The sequence below is a fragment of the Bacillus sp. AFS055030 genome (genome assembly GCF_002574545.1).
Lineage (GTDB): Bacteria > Bacillota > Bacilli > Bacillales > Bacillaceae_G > Gottfriedia.
Map to the genome: position 1 here is coordinate 1 of NZ_NUGT01000032.1, position 18,798 is coordinate 18,798.

The 18,798-nt window shown below is 32.7% G+C and carries 14 protein-coding genes; 2 read left to right on the top strand and 12 right to left on the bottom strand.

Features of this window, described 5'->3' with window-relative positions; translation table 11 throughout:
• Positions 1-20: 20 nt before the first annotated feature.
• The 6 genes from priA to CN925_RS13405 form a co-directional block, all read right to left on the bottom strand.
• Entirely contained in the window at positions 21-2,420 is a 2,400-nt protein-coding gene (priA, locus tag CN925_RS13380; protein WP_098846722.1) for a primosomal protein N', read from the bottom strand.
• Positions 2,417-3,622, bottom strand: coding sequence for a bifunctional phosphopantothenoylcysteine decarboxylase/phosphopantothenate--cysteine ligase CoaBC (gene coaBC / locus CN925_RS13385; RefSeq protein WP_098846723.1), 1,206 nt, complete (start codon positions 3,620-3,622; stop codon positions 2,417-2,419). The genes priA and coaBC overlap by 4 nt, the downstream gene beginning before the upstream one ends.
• Before the next feature lie 339 nt (positions 3,623-3,961).
• A complete protein-coding gene (rpoZ, locus tag CN925_RS13390) occupies positions 3,962-4,174 on the bottom strand; it encodes a DNA-directed RNA polymerase subunit omega (protein ID WP_098846724.1) in 213 nt (70 codons plus the stop codon).
• 3 nt (positions 4,175-4,177) lie between these two features.
• Positions 4,178-4,795, bottom strand: a complete 618-nt coding sequence (gmk, locus tag CN925_RS13395) for a guanylate kinase (RefSeq protein WP_098846725.1) — start codon at positions 4,793-4,795, stop codon at positions 4,178-4,180.
• Positions 4,796-4,948: 153 nt separating this feature from the next.
• On the bottom strand, positions 4,949-5,818 hold the full coding sequence (locus CN925_RS13400) for a YicC/YloC family endoribonuclease (RefSeq protein WP_098846726.1): 870 nt from the start codon (positions 5,816-5,818) through the stop codon (positions 4,949-4,951).
• A 147-nt stretch (positions 5,819-5,965) separates the two neighbouring features.
• The gene (locus CN925_RS13405) at positions 5,966-8,638 is read right to left on the bottom strand and encodes a calcium-translocating P-type ATPase, SERCA-type (RefSeq protein WP_098846727.1); all 2,673 of its coding nucleotides are present in this window, start codon (positions 8,636-8,638) and stop codon (positions 5,966-5,968) included.
• 321 nt (positions 8,639-8,959) lie between these two features.
• On the opposite strand from CN925_RS13405, the gene CN925_RS13410 reads away from it, so the two are divergent.
• Positions 8,960-10,660, top strand: a complete 1,701-nt coding sequence (locus CN925_RS13410; protein WP_098846728.1) for an Rqc2 family fibronectin-binding protein — start codon at positions 8,960-8,962, stop codon at positions 10,658-10,660.
• A gap of 65 nt (positions 10,661-10,725) precedes the next feature.
• On the opposite strand, the gene murI is transcribed toward CN925_RS13410, so the two are convergent.
• On the bottom strand, positions 10,726-11,499 hold the full coding sequence (gene murI, locus CN925_RS13415; protein WP_098846729.1) for a glutamate racemase: 774 nt from the start codon (positions 11,497-11,499) through the stop codon (positions 10,726-10,728).
• Positions 11,500-11,745: 246 nt separating this feature from the next.
• Here murI and CN925_RS13420 point away from each other — a divergent pair, with 246 nt between their 5' ends.
• Complete coding sequence (locus tag CN925_RS13420; protein ID WP_098846730.1) at positions 11,746-12,375, top strand: NUDIX hydrolase; 630 nt, start codon at positions 11,746-11,748, stop codon at positions 12,373-12,375.
• 64 nt (positions 12,376-12,439) lie between these two features.
• On the opposite strand, the gene CN925_RS13425 is transcribed toward CN925_RS13420, so the two are convergent.
• From CN925_RS13425 to CN925_RS13445, 5 genes are all read right to left on the bottom strand, one after another.
• Entirely contained in the window at positions 12,440-13,456 is a 1,017-nt protein-coding gene (locus tag CN925_RS13425) for a LacI family DNA-binding transcriptional regulator (RefSeq protein WP_098846731.1), read from the bottom strand.
• Positions 13,457-13,817: 361 nt separating this feature from the next.
• Positions 13,818-14,681: a sugar ABC transporter permease gene (locus CN925_RS13430; protein WP_098846732.1), complete on the bottom strand. Its 864-nt coding sequence runs from the start codon at positions 14,679-14,681 to the stop codon at positions 13,818-13,820.
• Position 14,682: 1 nt separating this feature from the next.
• A complete protein-coding gene (locus CN925_RS13435; protein WP_286138346.1) occupies positions 14,683-16,095 on the bottom strand; it encodes a carbohydrate ABC transporter permease in 1,413 nt (470 codons plus the stop codon).
• 152 nt (positions 16,096-16,247) lie between these two features.
• Positions 16,248-17,585 carry a sugar ABC transporter substrate-binding protein gene (locus CN925_RS13440; protein ID WP_180232958.1) on the bottom strand — a complete coding sequence of 446 codons (1,338 nt, stop codon included), beginning with the start codon at positions 17,583-17,585 and terminating at the stop codon, positions 16,248-16,250.
• 287 nt (positions 17,586-17,872) lie between these two features.
• Positions 17,873-18,643: a DUF1189 family protein gene (locus CN925_RS13445; RefSeq protein WP_180232959.1), complete on the bottom strand. Its 771-nt coding sequence runs from the start codon at positions 18,641-18,643 to the stop codon at positions 17,873-17,875.
• Positions 18,644-18,798: the final 155 nt, after the last annotated feature.

Genomic DNA, 18,798 nt, shown 5'->3' on the forward strand with positions numbered 1-18,798 from the left:
CCAGTCGCCTCCACTTTTCGTTACATAAACATAGTTGGTTGAAAGTCGATTGTTAGTTGTAGTTTTCCTTTGTCTATTTCGTCTTGGTAGTATTGTTGGATTTTGTTTAGTACGTCATAGAGTGCTGGTTCAGATTTGTATTTTATCACACATTGATATCGGAAATGGTCTTTTATTTTTGCGATTGGTGATGCTACTGGTCCGAGTATAATGGATTTTTCTGATAAGTATTCTCTTAGATAGCTTGCAATTTGTTCGCTTACTTTTACTGTTTTTATTAAATCATTATGAGCTATTGATATTAAAACTAAATAATAAAAAGGTGGATATCGAAATGAGCGTCTTATTTTCATTTCTTCTTCATAAAACGCAACATAGTTTTGTGTTTTAGCAAATTCGATACTATAATGCTCTGGTGAATAGGTTTGTACAACTACTTCACCTGGCTTTTCATGACGGCCAGCTCTTCCACTTACTTGTGTCAGTAAGCTAAACGTTCGCTCACTTGCTCTAAAATCTGGTAAATGTAGTGAACTATCTGCTGCTAAAACTCCAACTAATGTAACATTTGGAAAATCCAGTCCTTTTGCAATCATCTGTGTACCTAGTAAAATATCTGCCTCACCGTTCCCAAATTGCTTAAGCATTTTTTCGTGGGCACCTTTACGACTAGTCGTATCATTATCCATTCTAATGACTCGTGCCTCTGGATACGTTTTTGTAATAGCTTCCTCTACCTTTTGTGTTCCAGTTCCAAAAAATCGAATATGTTCGCTCTGGCACGATGGGCATTGTTTTGGCATATATGTTTCATATCCGCAATAATGACATTTTAGATGATGGTTATTCTTATGATAAGTTAATGAAACCTCACAATGGGGGCACTGAATTGTGTAACCACAATCCCTACACATTACAAACGAAGAATAGCCTCGACGGTTTAAAAATAAGATGATTTGTTCCTTCTTCTCTAATCGATCAATTATTTTTTCATGTAGTGCTGTAGAAAACATCGAACGATTACCGATTCTTAACTGCTCTCTCATATCGACTATTTCCACTTCAGGTAATGGACCTTGATTTACCCTTTTGGACATTGTATTTAGCTCATAAACCCCTTTATTTGCTCTGGCATATGATTCTAGTGTTGGAGTCGCACTTCCTAAAACGACCGGACAATGATGATATTCTCCTCTCCAAATTGCAATATCCCTTGCATGATATCTTGGATGTTCGTCTTGTTTATATGTCGTCTCGTGTTCTTCATCAATGATGATCATGCCAATATTTTCAAATGGAGCAAAGATTGCAGAACGGGCACCTACTACTACCTTAACTTCTTTTCTTTGAATCTTTCTCCATTCATCATATTTCTCACCGATCGATAGACCACTATGTAGAACTGCGACATCATTTCCGAATCTACTTTTAAAACGCCCTACAATCTGTGGGGTAAGTGAAATTTCTGGTACTAATACGATTGCTTCTTTCCCTTCAGATAGGACTTCTTGAATAGTTTGCAAATAAACTTCAGTCTTTCCACTTCCTGTTACTCCGTGTAAAAGATGAATCTTATTCTTTCTTTCCTGAAATGATGAAACAATTTGCTCAAATGCAGATTGTTGTTCTTCTATTAGTGGTAAAGGCTTAGAGAGTTCGATTTCCTTACCTTCATAAGGATCACGATAGACTTCTATTGTTTTAATTGAAACTACCTCGTTTTTCTCTAATGTCTTTATAGGCGAATCCGTAATGCCAAGACATTCTTTTAGCTCCTTCACACTTGTTTGACCATTCATACGTAAGTATTCAATAATGTCTTTTTGTTGTGGAGATTTGATCAAAGGTAATTCTTCGTCTAATACCTTTAATAGAGAAACTACACGTTCTGTTTTTTTATTGGCTTTATTTTTCACTTCATATTCAATTTCAAGCAGTCCTTCTTTTATTGCTCGTTGAACTAATGAAATTTTACTAACTAGACTTTCAACTTCAGTCCATTCTCTTCTTTTAACGACTGAAAATAGATTTGCTAATTCAGGAACTAATTGATTTAAAGCCTCATCAGATTTAACTTGAACATGTTTTTTATATACAGCTTTTATAGCAGTCGGAAGCATTGCTTGATATGCAGAAATGAAAAAACAAAGTGTTTTTTCAGATAGATAAGAACCTAAAAGAAGAAGCTCCTCTGTTAATACTGGCATGACATCAAGAACTTCTTCGATTTCTTTAACCTTCTCTAAATTAGTTGTTTCCTTTATAGACAAGACGAATCCTTGAACTTTCCTTGGTCCGAATGGAACAATTACTCGCATTCCAGGTTGTATTGCATCCTGCCATCTAGTTGGTATTTTATAATCAAAAGGACGGTCTGTTTGTCTGACTGATACATCAACTAAAACTGATGCGTATGTCATCTTTCTACCTCATTTAATAAGTGATGAACTTCAAGTAATATTTCTTCTGCTACTTCTTTTTTACTCATTTTAGGAAGTGGTTTAACTTCACCATTACGCTTAAATATGGTAACTATATTCGTATCAGTTCCAAAACCAGCCCCTTTTTTTGTTACATCATTGGCAACAATCATATCAGCATTTTTCTTTAAAAGTTTACTTTTTGCATACTCATCTATTTGGTCAGTTTCTGCAGCAAACCCTACTAATATTTGATGTGTTTTATGTTGACCTAAAGTTAATAGAATATCTTTTGTACGTTTAAAAGCAATTGACAGATCACCATCTGCTTTTTTCACTTTTTGGTCATAAGTAATCGAAGGCGTGTAATCAGCAACTGCAGCTGTTTTTATTACAACATCCGCCTCATGATAATAAGACCAAATCGCTTCAAACATCTCCTGTGCAGATTCGATTTGGATAAATTTACAGCCTTTAGGTGGTGTTAAGTTAGTTGGTCCAGAAACTAAAATCACCTCTGCTCCTAAAGAAAGTGCAACTTCTGCTATACTATAGCCCATCTTTCCTGTTGAATGATTTGAAACAAAGCGAACTGGATCAATTTTTTCAACTGTTGGACCGGCAGAAATAATGATTTTTTTACCTTTTAATAAACCAACATCTCTTTTAAAATATTCATTCACATATTGAACGATTTCTTCTGGCTCTGCTAATCTACCTTTTCCAACATAGCCACATGCTAAATATCCTTCATTTGGCTCAATAAATCGATGACCAATCTCTTTTAATGTGTTCATATTCTTTTGTACAATCGGATGGTTATACATATTAACATTCATTGCAGGTGCGACCCAAACTGGTTTTGTTGCAGCCAGTAAAGTTGCCAAAATCATTTCATCCCCAAGACCATTTGCTAATTTTCCAATCGTATTAGCAGTTGCTGGAGCAACGATGATTAAATCAGGCCAGTCGCCTAAATCAATATGTGCAATTTTAGAACTATCTTTTTCATCAAAAGTATCTATATAAACATCATTTCTTGATAAAGCTTGAAACGTTAAAGGTGTCACAAATTTAGTTGCGGAAGGGCTCATCATTACTTTAACGTCATATCCTGCTTGTACTAATTTACTTGTAAGTGCTGCTGCTTTATAAACTGCAATTCCACCTGTAACACATAGGAGAATCTTTTTTTGTTCCACTCACCTTCACCCTTTCAAATTTTATTCTTTCTATGTAATATGTCAAAAAATAGGTCTTTTGGATGTTCTATGTCTAAGATACCACAAATATGTTTTAAATAAATGTTATAGACTTTTCTAAAAAAAAGCTAAACAATGAGCTTAGTTGTCTGAATCTTGTTTCGAATACAGCGCTTTTCGCGGATCAACTACTCGGTTATTTTATCACAAAAATAAGACTGCCCCCATTTCTAATCACCACATAAACTTTTAGGAGAGGTGTTAAACACCACGTTGTCCTTTTTAGTCATATGGATAATTAGCAAATGTTTTGGGACAGCCTCATCACACAGTTAAATATTAATCTTCTTTAACATCTTCAAGTTTTCTATAAGATAATAATCCAGCATTAATTTCTTCTAATGCTTTTCCTACAAATTTATCAGATACAGGTTTTTCAACACGAATATCTTTATTTACTTGCATTTCGCGAGCACGCTTTGAAGCAACTGTTACTAGCGTATATTTTGAGTCTAATTTTGTTAATAAACGGTCAATCGAAGGATATAACATAGTTTATTCGGCCTCCATCATTCTTTTATAATAATTTGCAACTCGTTCACGTTTTAAATGTTCACTTAAAATAATTGCTTTAATACGTTCACAAGCTAAATCAACTTGATCATTTTCGACTACATAATCGTAAGCATCCATCATTTCAATTTCTTCTTTTGCTGCATTCATACGATTCATAATCACATCTTCAGTTTCTGTACCTCTTGTTACAATTCGATTTTGTAATTCTCTCATACTCGGAGGGGCTAAGAAAATAAAGATTCCTTCAGGAAAAGCTTTTTTTACTTGCAGGGCACCTTGAACTTCAATTTCCAGGAAAATGTCTTTTCCTTCGCTTAATGTTTTTTCAACATAATCAATTGGCGTTCCATAGTAATTACCTACAAACTCTGCCCACTCAAGAAACTTATCTTCATTTATTTTCTGTTTGAAATCTTCTTTTGATGTAAAGAAATAATCCACTCCATGTACTTCACCTTCACGAGGTTTTCTTGTCGTCATCGAAATACTATATTGAAGATCTAAATCCTTATTATCAAAAATAGCTTTACGCACCGTACCCTTACCTACTCCAGATGGACCAGAAAGTACGATTAATAAGCCTCTTTCATGCCTCATTTATGACCCTACCCTTCTAATTCTAGACAGTTTAATTTACTAAAGGTCAATCGCTCGTTACTTTTTTCGTGTGTCAGAGTCAATTAAAAAATTAATTAGTCTTCTAATTCACATTGTTACCGGACCTTTGCAACTATAAACAAATCTTTTACATTATTCAATATTTTGAACTTGCTCTCTAATTTTTTCAAGATTATTTTTAATTTCAACAACTTGTTTAGAAATATCTAATGAGTTTGCTTTCGAACCAATCGTATTCACTTCTCGATTCATTTCTTGTACGATAAAATCTAATTTTCTCCCGATTGATTCTTTTATTTGTAAAGTTTCATTAAACAATTCTAAATGACTAGTCAGTCGAACTAATTCTTCAGATATGTCACATCGATCTGCAAAGAGCATAATTTCTGTTAATAATCTTTGCTCATCAACCGTTGTTAATTCAGCTTCCGCTAATTTTGATTGAAGTTTTTCACGATAAGATTTCAAAACAAGTGGAGAATGAACAGTAATCTGTTTTTTACATTCTTCAATTGCTGATAATCTTTCTATTAAATCTTTTTTAAGTTGTCCACCTTCTTTGCACTTAACATCAAAAAATTGCTGACATGCATTTTCAGTAGTCGTTAATAATAATTCTTCAAAATTATCATTGATTTGTTCTACTTCACTTACAGTAGTAACTTCCGGTAGCTTTAATAAATCGATCGGATTATAAAAAGATTTACTTTCCGCTTCGCCCGAAAGATTTTCAATCGCTTTTTTATATTGTTGAATTAAGCCTTCATCTATTTGTAATGTACGTTGTAATAAGCCCTCAATTGTAACAAAAACCTCAACTCGGCCTCGACTAGTATACTTAGCTACAATTTTCTTAATTGCATCTTCATATGCTAATAATTGTCTTGGCATTCGAACGATTGTCTCTAAGTATCGATGATTCACTGCTTTCATTTCAATATGTATTTTGTACTGTTCATTTGACAAAATGGCTTTACCATACCCTGTCATACTTACGACCATTGTTCCACTTCCAATACACTAATTTTCTCTCTATTTTATTTCCCAAATTTCATTCAATATGTAAAAGAGAAAAGGTAATAGAGCATACCTCTACTACCTTAAGGAATTATAACATATTTTAAATTGGTTATCCATTTTGTTCGCAAATTATTTTTTCTTAGTAAATAATGCTCCTGCAAGCATAAAAGTTGGAATAGATGAAAGACCTCCAATTAAGAACCAATCTCTTGGCACGATTGGTATCGTTTTGAAAATAGGTTGTAATGGTGGGTAGTAAATAACTACTAGCATTAAAAGCATAGAAACGATAACTGCTCCAATTAAATATAAATTTCCAAATACGTTTCGATGGAAAATGGATCGCTCACTTCTACAATCAAACACATGAATTAATTGTGCTAATACTAATGTTGAAAATGCTACTGTTTGTGCATATTCTAGTTGATTTGGATGTTGATTGTACGAAATAATGAATGCTAATAGTGTGACAAATCCAATTAAGAACCCTCTTGAAATAATTTTCCATCCTAAACCTCTTGCAAAAATCCCTTCTGTTACCGAGCGAGGACTTCTTTTCATGACATCATCTTCAGCTGAATCAACACCTAATGCCATAGCTGGTAGTCCATCAGTCACTAGATTTACCCATAAAATTTGTACTGGAACAAGTGGTAGCGGTAAAGCTAATAACATCGCAAACAACATTACTAAAATTTCACCAACATTTGAAGCTAATAAATAACGAATAAATTTGCGAATATTACTATAAATATTGCGACCTTCTTTAATTGCTGATTTGATAGTGGCAAAATTATCGTCAAGTAATACTAAAGATGAAGCTTCCTTTGCTACATCTGTACCAGTAATCCCCATTGAAATACCAATATCCGCCGCTTTAATTGCTGGTGCATCATTTACACCATCACCAGTCATTGCAACAATATGTCCATTTGCTTGAAGGGCTTTTACAATTTTTAATTTATGTTCAGGCGATACTCTAGCAAACACAGCAGCATCCTCTACAAATTCTTGAATCTGCTCTATTGATAGTGCATCTAATTCTTTCCCTTCTACTACTCTACCATTATCTCTTAAGATTCCTAGTTTTCTAGCTATACTAGAAGCTGTTAATTTATGATCCCCAGTTATCATAACCGTTTTTATACCAGCTTCTTTACATTCTTGAACAGCTTGTGCAACTTCTGCTCTTGGTGGGTCAATCATCCCTTGTAAGCCAATAAAAGTTAAATCACTTTCGAGATCCCTTTCATCAATGATTGAATTTGATTTTAATGGTTTAAACGCAATCGCAATCGTACGGAGTGCATTATTTGCATAAGTTTCAATTATATTTTCTACTGCATTTTGTCTAAACGTATTTAATTGTTCTTCCCTTTCATGCCATAAAATTGTATTACATTTTGAAAGTAAGACGTCTGGTGCACCCTTTGTAATCACAAATTGTTCACCTGATCGATTTTTTACAACAACCGACATCATTTTCCGTGTACTATCAAAAGGAAGTTCATGTATTCTAGTAAAATTCGAATTTACGTATTCACGATCGATTCCAGCTTTATACCCTGCCACAACAATCGCGCCTTCAGTTGGATCACCATCTAATACAATTTCTTTTTTCTTTTGAATCAATTGTGCATCACTACAAATAGATCCGAATACAAGAGTTTGAAATAATTGTTTATTTAATGTTGGATTAATGGTTCTGTCTTTATTTGTAAACTCTCCATCAATTGCATAGCCATTTCCAGATACTTCATAACTCGCTCCACCCGACCAAATATTTGTAACAGTCATTTTATTTTCGGTCATTGTCCCTGTTTTGTCTGAACAAATGACTGAAGCACATCCTAATGTTTCAACCGCTTGTAGCTTTCGAACGATTGCTTTCTTTTTAATCATTCGTTGTACCCCAAGTGATAAAGCAACTGTTACAATCGCTGGCAAACCTTCTGGAATCGCAGCAACTGCAAGTGACACACCCGCTAAAAACATATGATATAATTCATTTCCTTGATAAACACCGATAAATACAACTAAAGCTGTTAAAAACAATGCTAGAATAATCAATATTTTACCTAATTGTTCTAATCGTCTTTGTAAAGGTGTAACAATGGTTTCTGTATTTTGAAGTAAATTTGCAATTTGCCCCATTGCTGTTTTCATTCCTGTCGAAACAACTACACCTTTCCCATTTCCACGCGTAACAAGTGTTCCCATAAAGCCCATATTATCTTGATCACCAATACCAATATCATCAGACTGAATTGATTCAAATCTTTTTTGAACCGGAACTGATTCACCTGTAAGCGCTGATTCTTCTATGTATAAACTTGATGCTTCGATTATGCGAATATCAGCACCAATCCGATCACCACTTGAAAACTTAATAATATCACCAACAACTAATTCCTTTGAAGGTAACTTAACAAATTGTCCATCGCGCAAAACATTTACTTGTGGAGCAGCCAATTCTTTCAAAGCTTCTAATGATTTTTCTGCTTTAGCTTCCTGAAAATATCCTAAAATCCCGTTAATTAATACAATTGCCAAAATCGCTACTGCATCTACTACTTCCTTTAAAAAGATTGATATAATCGTAGCGCCTAATAGAACAAATACCATAAAATCATTAAACTGATTTAAAAATAAAACGAGTTTGGAAGTTTTCTCTGATTCCCTTAATTCATTTGCCCCAAATGTTGCTCGCCTTTTCTTTACCTCCTCATCAGTTAAACCGGAGGATACATTTGTATTCGTTACTTGCACGACTTCTTCCGCTCTCATCCGATAAAAATTCATACCCGCGTTCACCCCTAATTAAACATTAGGTAAGTTGTCCCCCTTACCTCTTGATAAAAGCATATTCAGACTCGTCCAAATTAATGATATAATGATGAAAATAAATCTAGCTTTTAGCAACTGAAAATGTGACAAGACTAATCAAGATATTGTATGATTGAATTCGCTTTTAGAACGATCTTGATTGTTTAATATATGGATATGAAACAGTTTTTAAAATAGGTTGATTTAAGGGAAAGATTGAATGTAATACTGGAAGTTATTAGAAATTTTAGGATCAAAAATAAAAATAGTGTTTTTAAAGAGTAGGACGTGATACATATGTCTTTTGACGGACTTTTTACAGGAGCTATGACAAACGAAGTAGCTTCTAAATTAACAACTGGAAGAATATCAAAAATTGTACAACCTAGTAACTATGAGGTACTACTAACCGTGAGAGCAAATGGTGCCAATTACAAACTAATATTAAGCGCTCACCCTAGTTACGCAAGATTCCATTTTACAAATCAAAACTATGATACTCCATCAGAACCATCTATGTTTACAATGCTTTTAAGAAAACATCTAAATGGTGGCATCATTGAAAGCATTACACAATTAGAACATGAGCGAATCGTGAACATGAAAGTACGTAGTAGAAATGAAATTGGTGATGAACAATACCGAACATTGATCATTGAATTAATGGGTAGACATAGTAATATCATCTTAATTGATGAAGAACGACAAGTAATATTAGATAGCATAAAGCATGTACCGATGGCCGTTAATCGACATCGAATAGTACAACCTGGAGCTACTTATATTTCTCCACCTAAACAAGAAAAACAAGATCCTTATAAAGTCACTTCCAAAGAGGAGTTTAATCAACTTATAACTCAAAGTGACAAATCACCGTCCGAAGCAATTGTTCAACATTTCTCCGGAATCTCTCCATTACTCGCAAATGAAATTGTCTATAAAGGAAAAGAGGATTTGTATAAATCGTTTAAAACAATCATGAATGAAATACAATTAAAAAAGTTTACTCCTTCACTTTTCCGCTTAGAATCGAGAGAAATGTTTTATTTCATTAATTTATCTCACTTACAAGCCGAACAAACTGTTTTCGACAGCTTAAGTGAGCTATTAGATGTTTTTTACTTTGGTAAAGCTGAACGTGACCGAGTAAAGCAACAAAGCGGAGACTTAGAAAAACTGTTACAAAATGAACTGACAAAAAATAAGAAAAAAATTAAAAAATTACTTAAAAGTCTTGAAGATACCGATAAAGCAGATAAAATTCAGTTACAAGGCGAATTACTTACAGCAAATATGTTTGCAATACAAAAAGGTATGAAAGAAATTGAAGTCATAAATTACTATGACGAAAATGGTGCCAAAATGGTTATTCCTTTATCGCCATTAAAAACACCTTCTGAAAATGCACAAGCTTATTTCACCAAATATACTAAGCTTAAAAATTCAGTCGCACATATCGAAGAACAAATTAAATTAACGACAGAAGAAAATGATTATTTAGAGACAGTTATTCAGCAAATTGAATCTGCTTCACCACGTGATTTAGAAGAAATTAGAGAAGAACTAGTAGAGACGGGTTATATTAGAAAGAAAAAATCGAAAAAAGCCCAAAAATCAAACAAACAAAAAGTCACATTAGATGAATACATCTCAACTACTGGTGAACAATTATTAGTCGGTAAAAATAATAAACAAAATGATTATTTAACAAATAAACTTGCAAGTAGAGACGAACTTTGGTTTCATACAAAAGATATCCCGGGTTCTCATGTTGTCATTCGTGCTAAGGATCCAAGTGAAATTGCGATTAAAGAAGCAGCTATTATTGCTGCATATTTTAGTAAAGCACGTCAATCAAGCTCAGTGCCAGTTGATTACACACAAATTCGCAATGTAAAAAAACCAAATGGTTCCAAACCAGGTTTTGTCATATACGAACAAAACAATACAGTGTATGTAACACCTGATGAAGAACTTGTTTTAAAACTGAAGAAATAATAAAAATGGTGCCTATTAACGGGCACCATTTTTCACGTTATAGAAGACTAAATCTAGCTTATCTTTTATCTCTCATTCTGCAAGTAGCTTAAAGCCTCTTTTGTCTTCTCAATATATTCTATGTCATTATTTGAACACATAAACTTGACATTTGTTTGACCAGTTTCATTTAATTGGCCATTTTCTCCAAGAAGCTGGATTAATCGTTTGACAGTTCCATTACTTCCATCAACAATTCGAACATCTTCAGGTAAAATCTTTTTTAGGATATTTTTATAAAATGGATAATGAGTACACCCTAAAACAATGGTTCCATATTGCTCAATATTAAATAATGAAAGTTTACTTTTAAAATAATCAATCATAAAATTTTCATTAAAATTTAATTCCTCACAATAATGAACTAGTTCTGGTAAAGGCAATGAATCAACAATACTTAGATCGTCCACCCTTGAAATAAGCTCATTATACTTTTTTTGCTTTAACGTAAGTGGAGTCGCAAAAACTAATACTCTCTTACCAGTTGTTCTGTTCATTTCAACAGCTGGTTTTACAGCCGGTTCCATTCCGATAATCGGAAAATCATACATTTCTCTCAATTCATTTACTGCTATACTAGTAGCCGTATTACATGCAATGACAAGTGCTTTCACATCTTCTTTAATAATCATTTCTACAGACTTTTTTACAAATGCACTTACTTCTTCCTTCGACTTTGTACCATAAGGAACGTGAAGCGTATCAGCAAAATATAAAAAATCTTCATTTGGTAATTTTTTCAGTGCCTCATTTAAGACAGTTAACCCACCAATTCCCGAGTCAAAAAAAGCTATTCTCATTTCAATTCACCTAATAATTTTAATTTAATGAAGTCATCTGTGAAAATGTCTACAAATCATTATACACCAGACAAACTTTTACAAATATATAATACTAAATTAACCTAATTATGGATGAATGTAAACTTTTCAGAAAATAGTTAACTCATGAACATGCCATTCGTCATACATGTTATACTTCAACTGATAAATTTTTTTTTAATGAAGTACAAGGATCATAGATTAAATAACAAGGTGGTTAGTAAAATGGTAGAAGAATTACTTAAAATTTTTGATGAATCTGGTAATCATATAGGAGAATCCCCACGGAGTGAAGTACATAAAAAGGGATTATGGCACGAAACATTTCATTGCTGGTTACTAAGTATAGTAGATAACCAAGCTTCAATCTATTTTCAAATCCGTAGTCATCAAAAAAAGGATTATCCGAATTTATTTGATATAACTGCAGCTGGTCATTTATTATCTACTGAAACTGTTCAAGATGGATTAAGAGAAGTAAAAGAAGAACTTGGAATTGAAGTAAAAATGGAAGATGTAATCCCACTTGGCACCATTAAAAATTCAATCATTTTAGATACTATTATTGATCGTGAATTGAGTCATGTTTTTTTACTAAAAAGCGAAAAACCTTTTACAGATTTCCACCTACAAAAAGAAGAAGTTTCAGGTATAGTCAAAGCTGATTTTAATCAATTTTATCAATTCGCACATGGATTAAAAGATACAGTAGAAGTTGTTGGTTTTCAAATGACTGAAACAGATGAAAAAATTCCAATTCAAAAATCAGTAGATAAAAATCAGTTTGTTTCACACGAAAGTAACTATCTTTTAGATGTTGTTGAATTAATAAAAAATCACATACATAGTGAATGAACACTGATTTGAATGAAAAAAAGGACTATCAGACAGTCCTTTTCATACTCTTGAAATGAATTTTTTAACTCATACTAGATTGTCTTTCGATAATTCGATATGGTACGACGACACTTTTTGAAAGTGAGTCATTTGATTGGATTTTTTCAATTACTAATTTAGTCGCTTCATTGCCTAGTTGAAAAATGTTAACGTCTACTGATGAAAGACTTGGAGTTGCTAGTTTTGTGAATACTAAGTTATTAAAGCTAATAATTGAAATCTCATCAGGTACTTGTATACCTTGTTCTGCAAGCGAACTCAATATTCCAAGAGCTATAATATCGTCTGCAGCTACAATTGCTGTTGGTGGATTTTTTAGAGACATTAAATGATCAATCGATACTTTTCCGCTTTCGAATAAGAAATCATCATGGAAAATGTATTCATTAGAAAGCGGTAAGCCCGCTAATTTCATTGCGTCACAATACCCGTTTAATCGATCTTGAGTGACAAGAAATTTTCTACTTCCACCAACAAACGCGATTTTCGTATGACCTTTTCGAATAAACATATCTGTTACTTCTCTAGCGGCACCATAGTTGTCATTATTAATATAAGTAATTCTTTCAACATTTTGATATGGTTTTCCTACAAGTACAAACGGAAATTCCTGGTCTAATAAATACTGAATAATTGGATCATTTTCACGTGAATAAAGTAAAATAATACCATCTACACGTTTACCCATTACCATTTTTTTAACTGCTTCAAGAATTTGATCTTCCGTTTCACCAGTTGAAATTAGAAGGGAATAATCTTTAATATGAGCAGTAGAACTAATCCCCCTAATCACTTCAGGGAAAAAAGGATTTTGAAATGCCTTACTTGCTGAACTAGGCATGACAATACCTAATGTTTGAGATGATTTATTTGCTAAATTTCTTGCGTTTATATTTGGGTGATACCCTAACTCTTCCATAATTCTTTTTACTTTTCTTTTTGTACGCTCACTAATAAGTGGACTATCTGAAATTACTCGAGAAACAGTAGAAGGTGCAACACCAGCTGCTTTTGCTACCTCATGTATTGTAATGCCCATCCTAATAACCTCATTTCTAGCTCGAACTTTCATTAAAATATCATTAAGTAAGATACACTAATGATACCATTTACAGAGTCAAAAAAGTCTAACTACAACTACTTTATTTTTGATTTTCAAGAATAATTGTTCCATACCCTTTTATGATCACTCTTGAATGATGAATGGAAGCGTTATTCATGAATAAATTACTCTTTTATGTAAAGCTTAATTACTTTTTTGCATCGATATTATGTTCCCACTTTGATTTGAACAACCGAAAAGAAAAAAGATGCAACATAAAGAGAAACAAGTATATTAATTGTTTTGATTATCTCTTTTGAAAAAAAAGAGTGAGATGCAAGACCCCACTCTTTTTGTATTAACCTTTATTCGCTCCAGCAGTGACGCCTTGGATGACATATTTTTGAAGTACTACATATAGAATTGTGATTGGTACTGCTACTAACACTGCACCTGCTGCGAACATTGTAAAATTCTGATTCGTCTGTCCTTTAATTAAATCAAACAGGCCAATGGCAAGTGTTTTCTTTTCATTTGAGCTAATTAATAAACGTGGCAGAATAAAATCCATCCATGGGACCATAAATTGGGTTAATGCAACAAAAGTTAAAATTGGTTTTGATAATGGTAAAATAATTTTTAAGAACACTTGTGTTTTAGTTGCTCCATCAATCATCGCTGATTCATCAAGTGACTTTGGAACAGCTCCTAGATACCCCTTTATTAACCACGTATTAAAAGGAATTTGTCCAGCTGCATAAACTAAAACTAGTCCTAAGTGATTATCTAATAGTCCAAAGTTTAAAAATAAGATATAAATAGCAATCATCCCCATAAAAGAAGGGAACATTTGAAGAACTAGCATTGCAATCATACCAAATTTTTTTCCTTTAAATTTATAACGAGAAAAGACATATGCAGCTGATGTTGATAAAAATATTGAAAGAACCATATTAATTAAAGCAATTTTTAATGTATTCCAATACCATAGAGAAAATTTCGTCTTCTCAAATAATTCTTGATAATGGATAATTGTTGGATTTTTTGGTAAAGGTGTTGCATTGGCGAGTCCAGTTGATTCACCGAACGATGATCCTAGTATCCAAATAATTGGAAACAAAACAACTAGAGCAACTAAAGTTAATAATAGATAAATTAAAGTAGTTAATAATCCTTTTCCAAAGTTTAATCTTTTTCTATTTAATTGTGTAATAGTAGACATTTTACTCCTCCTCTTTAAATTGCTTTGTACGAGTAAAGTTCCACGCAGAAATTGATCCAATAACTAAAAATATTAGAATCGACATAACAGATGCCATATTATACATACGATTATCAAGAGTCAATTTGTAAATCCATGTTATAAGAATATCAGTAGAACCTGCAAATTGATAATTCGGATTTGTTGGTCCACCTTCAGTTAAAAAATAAATGACATTGAAGTTATTAAAATTCATTGCAAATGACATAATTAACAATGGTGCTGTTGCTGCTATTATTAAGGGGAACGTAATTTTCCAGAATTCCTGAGATTTTGAAGCCCCATCTATTTTAGCAGCTTCATATATTTCTTTATCTAAGCTAGTCATTACCCCTGTCATTAATGCCATGAAGTATGGAAATCCTAGCCATAAATTAATAACAATAATTGTTATTCGAGCTAAATTAGGATGGTTAGAATCTGTAAACCAATTAATTCGCTCATCTGTCAAACCGATATTGACTAAAAATTGTGAGATTGGTCCAAATTGACCGTTAAACAATGTTTTGAATACAAGAAGAGAAATCATGCTTGGAATCGCCCAAGGTAAAATAAAGATTGTACGCCAGAATTTCTTACCTTTTACTAGACTACTATTTATGACTACTGCCATGAATAAACCACCAAAGAAACATGTAGCAGTAGAAAGAATTGCCCAAACAAACGTCCAAGTAAATACTCCTGTAAATGTATGAGTCCAAATTGGTAGGCTAAATAAATTGATAAAATTCTCTAATCCAACCCAGTTTACTAATTTAGTAGGCGGCAAATGAAATTTATTATAATCTGTAAAAGCAATTAATATTCCAAAGATAATTGGCATTAAAGATATAAATGTTAGCATAATAATCGATGGTATTAATACAATAAATTCAAACATTCCATCCCACAAGTCCGTAAGATATTCTTTAGAAGTTTGCAGTATATTTGTTTCATTAAATATCTTTCTTACTTTATAAGCATCTTTAATATTCCAATAATAGATTCCTAGAAGAATAGAAATTAAAATGAACGATATTATTCCATTTATTAGTAGTACAATTGAGTGATCTCCTTCAGTTAATCCTGTAATTCCCATCGTACGGGGCTGTGTACCTAACGTCACTAATCCCCATAACCCTTTAATAAAAAAACCACCATTTTCTCTTAAATAATACCCCTCTGAAAGATTAGTGTAATGACCTGTTAAAACTTCAATGGCTAAAACTATTATTTGAATTGTAAAAAAGAACATACCTTTTAAATATTGTTTATTGACTACTTGTCCTAATCCCCAAATCAAAACTGAGAGAATGGCAGATAGTGATGGGTTCATTTTATTCGATTCTTTATTAGGTAAATTAGGCTGATGTTCCAGAACTCTAGCCGCTTCCATGCTTATATCTCCCCCTCTCGCACCAAAATTCGGCACTAAAATCTTCATAATAATTTTTCATTATCTCAAATGATGCAAATTTTCGAAATCGCTTGCATAATTAGTTGATAATACAGCCTCTCATTTTGTTTGAGAGGCTGCATGTTAATGCATTATTTTTTACCTGCTTGTAAAGCTTCGTAATCTTCAACCGCTTTCTTTTGAGCAGCTTCCGGAGACATTAAGCCATCCCATACATTAACAATCATGTTTTTAGCAGGATCCCACCAGTTAGCCATTTCAGGAATTGAAGGCATCGGTTTTGAGAATGCAGCTTGAGCTGCAACTCCTTTAAGCAATTCATCTTTGCCTAAACCAGTAACTTCACTTGCATATTGTTCCTTAAGAGCTGGTAATTTCCCAGTTGTTTTATAAAGAACTTCAGCGCCTTCTTTAGAACCTAAGAACATTGCAAATATACGCGCAGCCGCTGGATGTTTAGAATAAGAAGATACGTTTGCAATTTGGTTACCTGAGAATGTTATTGGTTGGTTACCATTAATTTTTGGAAGTTTAGCAATTCCAAATTCAAATTTATTTTTGTCAGCACCTTTTTGCACATCAGCAATTGCCCAAGGACCAGTAATTAAGAATGGTGTTTTTCCTTTAGCAAATTCAAGAGTTGTTGTATCATTTGTAGCATCAGCTGAGTTTACATCCCAGATTTGACGTGCAGCTTTTAAAGACTCAAGAGCCGCTTTTACTTCTGATGAATCAAAGCCAATTTGAGATGCATCTTTACCATCCTTACCAAATAAGTCATAACCATATGAAGATAAGAAGAAATAGCTCGTGTAAGAATTTCCTGCTTCCCAACGAATTGTCCATTGATTTTTCTTTTTGTCATTATATGTATTAGCTAATTCAGTAATTTGATCCCACTCTGTAGGAGCAGTGTCTGAACCTGTTAATTGTTTTAATAATGTTTTGTTATAGAATAGTGCAACCGATTCCGTCGAAATTGGCACGCCGTATGCTTGATCGTCTTTCATCACTGTTCCAACAGAAGCATCTAAGAAATGATCTTTAATTTGATCAGTGTATCGTCCCATCGGACCAATAATTGCTGATTCTAAAGATGCACCGATCCCATCATGAGGTTGAACAAAAACATCTGCACCTAAACCAGCTTCACCATCAAGTTCCATTTTTGCACGAGTATCTACAGCACCAACTTTTTCATACTCAATTTTTACTTTTGGATACTTAGCATTAAACGCTTGAATGATACCGTTTGCATAATCATCGTTATCTAGCCAGACTTTTAATGGTTCTTTACCATTCAGTACATCCTTTTCCATCTTGTAACCTTTTGCTTGTTCGTCCCATGGAAGGTCGTCTTTCTTTTCTTTTGCAGTATTTGCAGTTTCCTTTGAAGTACCACAACCTGTTAATGCACCTAAACTTAAACTTACTGTCGCAAATACAGCAAACATCGATTTTAGCTTCATTTTGGTTTCCCCCTTACAAGATTTTTTCATAAAATATAGCAAGCGTTTTCACAACTTTATAATAATCTACTACTATTTTATTGTCAAACTATTTTGTATATTTAAACTATTTTTTAAAAAAGTTTAATTCCAAATGCTCATATCTAGCTTTTTACCTAGTTTTACATCTAAACAATAGATCAGTAGAGTAATCCTACTAAATCTCCACTCCTAACTATTCTTTAGAACTCTAGTTTTTCAAACAAAAAAGAGAGACCTGTTGTAGTCTCCCTTCCTACTTAAAGCCTTTACGCTACTCTATTATATTTTCTGTAGATGTAATAACTAAATAATATAAAACCGAAGTTAAATATTATATATACAAAAGCCATTGAGATCATTGTTCCAACGATTAAAGCAAATATTGCTGGTACCGTAGCTGAATAAGCTAGAAACGAAAAAAATTTTTTATAAGTCAATTTATTTGAATTTCCAATATTAAATAACAAAGACATCAAAGCCACAATAGCGATAAATATGATATTTGTAATAATCGTAATTGGATATAAAAGTTGCATTGCCATTGCAACTGCTTGCATTTTCACGCTTGAAACAACTCCGGTAAATAATTGATTATAATTTTGTAGATTAAATACATCAACTAATTGACTATTATATCCTCCATATAAATCAAATCCTAAAACATTCACATGGATGTGTGTTTTTCCTAAGATTATTGTTGTCTTCTCTTTATCATTTATGACAAATTGATCATTAGGATCTATTACAAGACGTTGGTTTTTATTATCTATTATTCTCGTTTTTTCAATAGAACAAGTCAAATTTTTATTAAAAGTACAATTCGGAACTTCATTTTGCCATCCTTTATTTTCGTAAAACGGTGCGAATACTCTTTCACTTAATCTCTCCGAATCTGTTTGTACAATTTGGAAAACTAGTGGAAATGCAATTAGTGAGCCTACTAAGATACATTGAATAAAAACAAATATTAGTTTATTATCTTTTGATCCATATATACCTTTTAAACTAAAGCGGTTATTATAAAAGCGTCTAATCAATTTTTCATCTCCTATAAATTAACTTTTCTTTTAGACTCTAACACACATTCCACATTTATTAAACTGAATATTTTAAAAATAGGTTTTGAAAACAATTGACATTGAAAACGTTTAATTATACTCTTTTTTTAAGCAAACGATTGTCTAAATTACGA

Bases quoted from the DNA above. Each gene is read 5' to 3' on its own strand.
- CN925_RS13420 (WP_098846730.1), top strand. From the start codon at position 11,746: ATGGTAGAAGAATTACTTAAAATTTTTGATGAATCTGGTAATCATATA.
- CN925_RS13425 (WP_098846731.1), bottom strand. From the start codon at position 13,456: ATGGGCATTACAATACATGAGGTAGCAAAAGCAGCTGGTGTTGCACCT.
- priA (WP_098846722.1), bottom strand. From the start codon at position 2,420: ATGACATACGCATCAGTTTTAGTTGATGTATCAGTCAGACAAACAGAC.
- gmk (WP_098846725.1), bottom strand. From the start codon at position 4,795: ATGAGGCATGAAAGAGGCTTATTAATCGTACTTTCTGGTCCATCTGGA.
- CN925_RS13405 (WP_098846727.1), bottom strand. From the start codon at position 8,638: ATGAATTTTTATCGGATGAGAGCGGAAGAAGTCGTGCAAGTAACGAAT.
- CN925_RS13400 (WP_098846726.1), bottom strand. From the start codon at position 5,818: ATGGTCGTAAGTATGACAGGGTATGGTAAAGCCATTTTGTCAAATGAA.
- rpoZ (WP_098846724.1), bottom strand. From the start codon at position 4,174: ATGTTATATCCTTCGATTGACCGTTTATTAACAAAATTAGACTCAAAA.
- murI (WP_098846729.1), bottom strand. From the start codon at position 11,499: ATGAGAATAGCTTTTTTTGACTCGGGAATTGGTGGGTTAACTGTCTTA.
- CN925_RS13410 (WP_098846728.1), top strand. From the start codon at position 8,960: ATGTCTTTTGACGGACTTTTTACAGGAGCTATGACAAACGAAGTAGCT.
- CN925_RS13435 (WP_286138346.1), bottom strand. From the start codon at position 16,095: ATGGAAGCGGCTAGAGTTCTGGAACATCAGCCTAATTTACCTAATAAA.
- CN925_RS13440 (WP_180232958.1), bottom strand. From the start codon at position 17,585: ATGAAGCTAAAATCGATGTTTGCTGTATTTGCGACAGTAAGTTTAAGT.
- CN925_RS13430 (WP_098846732.1), bottom strand. From the start codon at position 14,681: ATGTCTACTATTACACAATTAAATAGAAAAAGATTAAACTTTGGAAAA.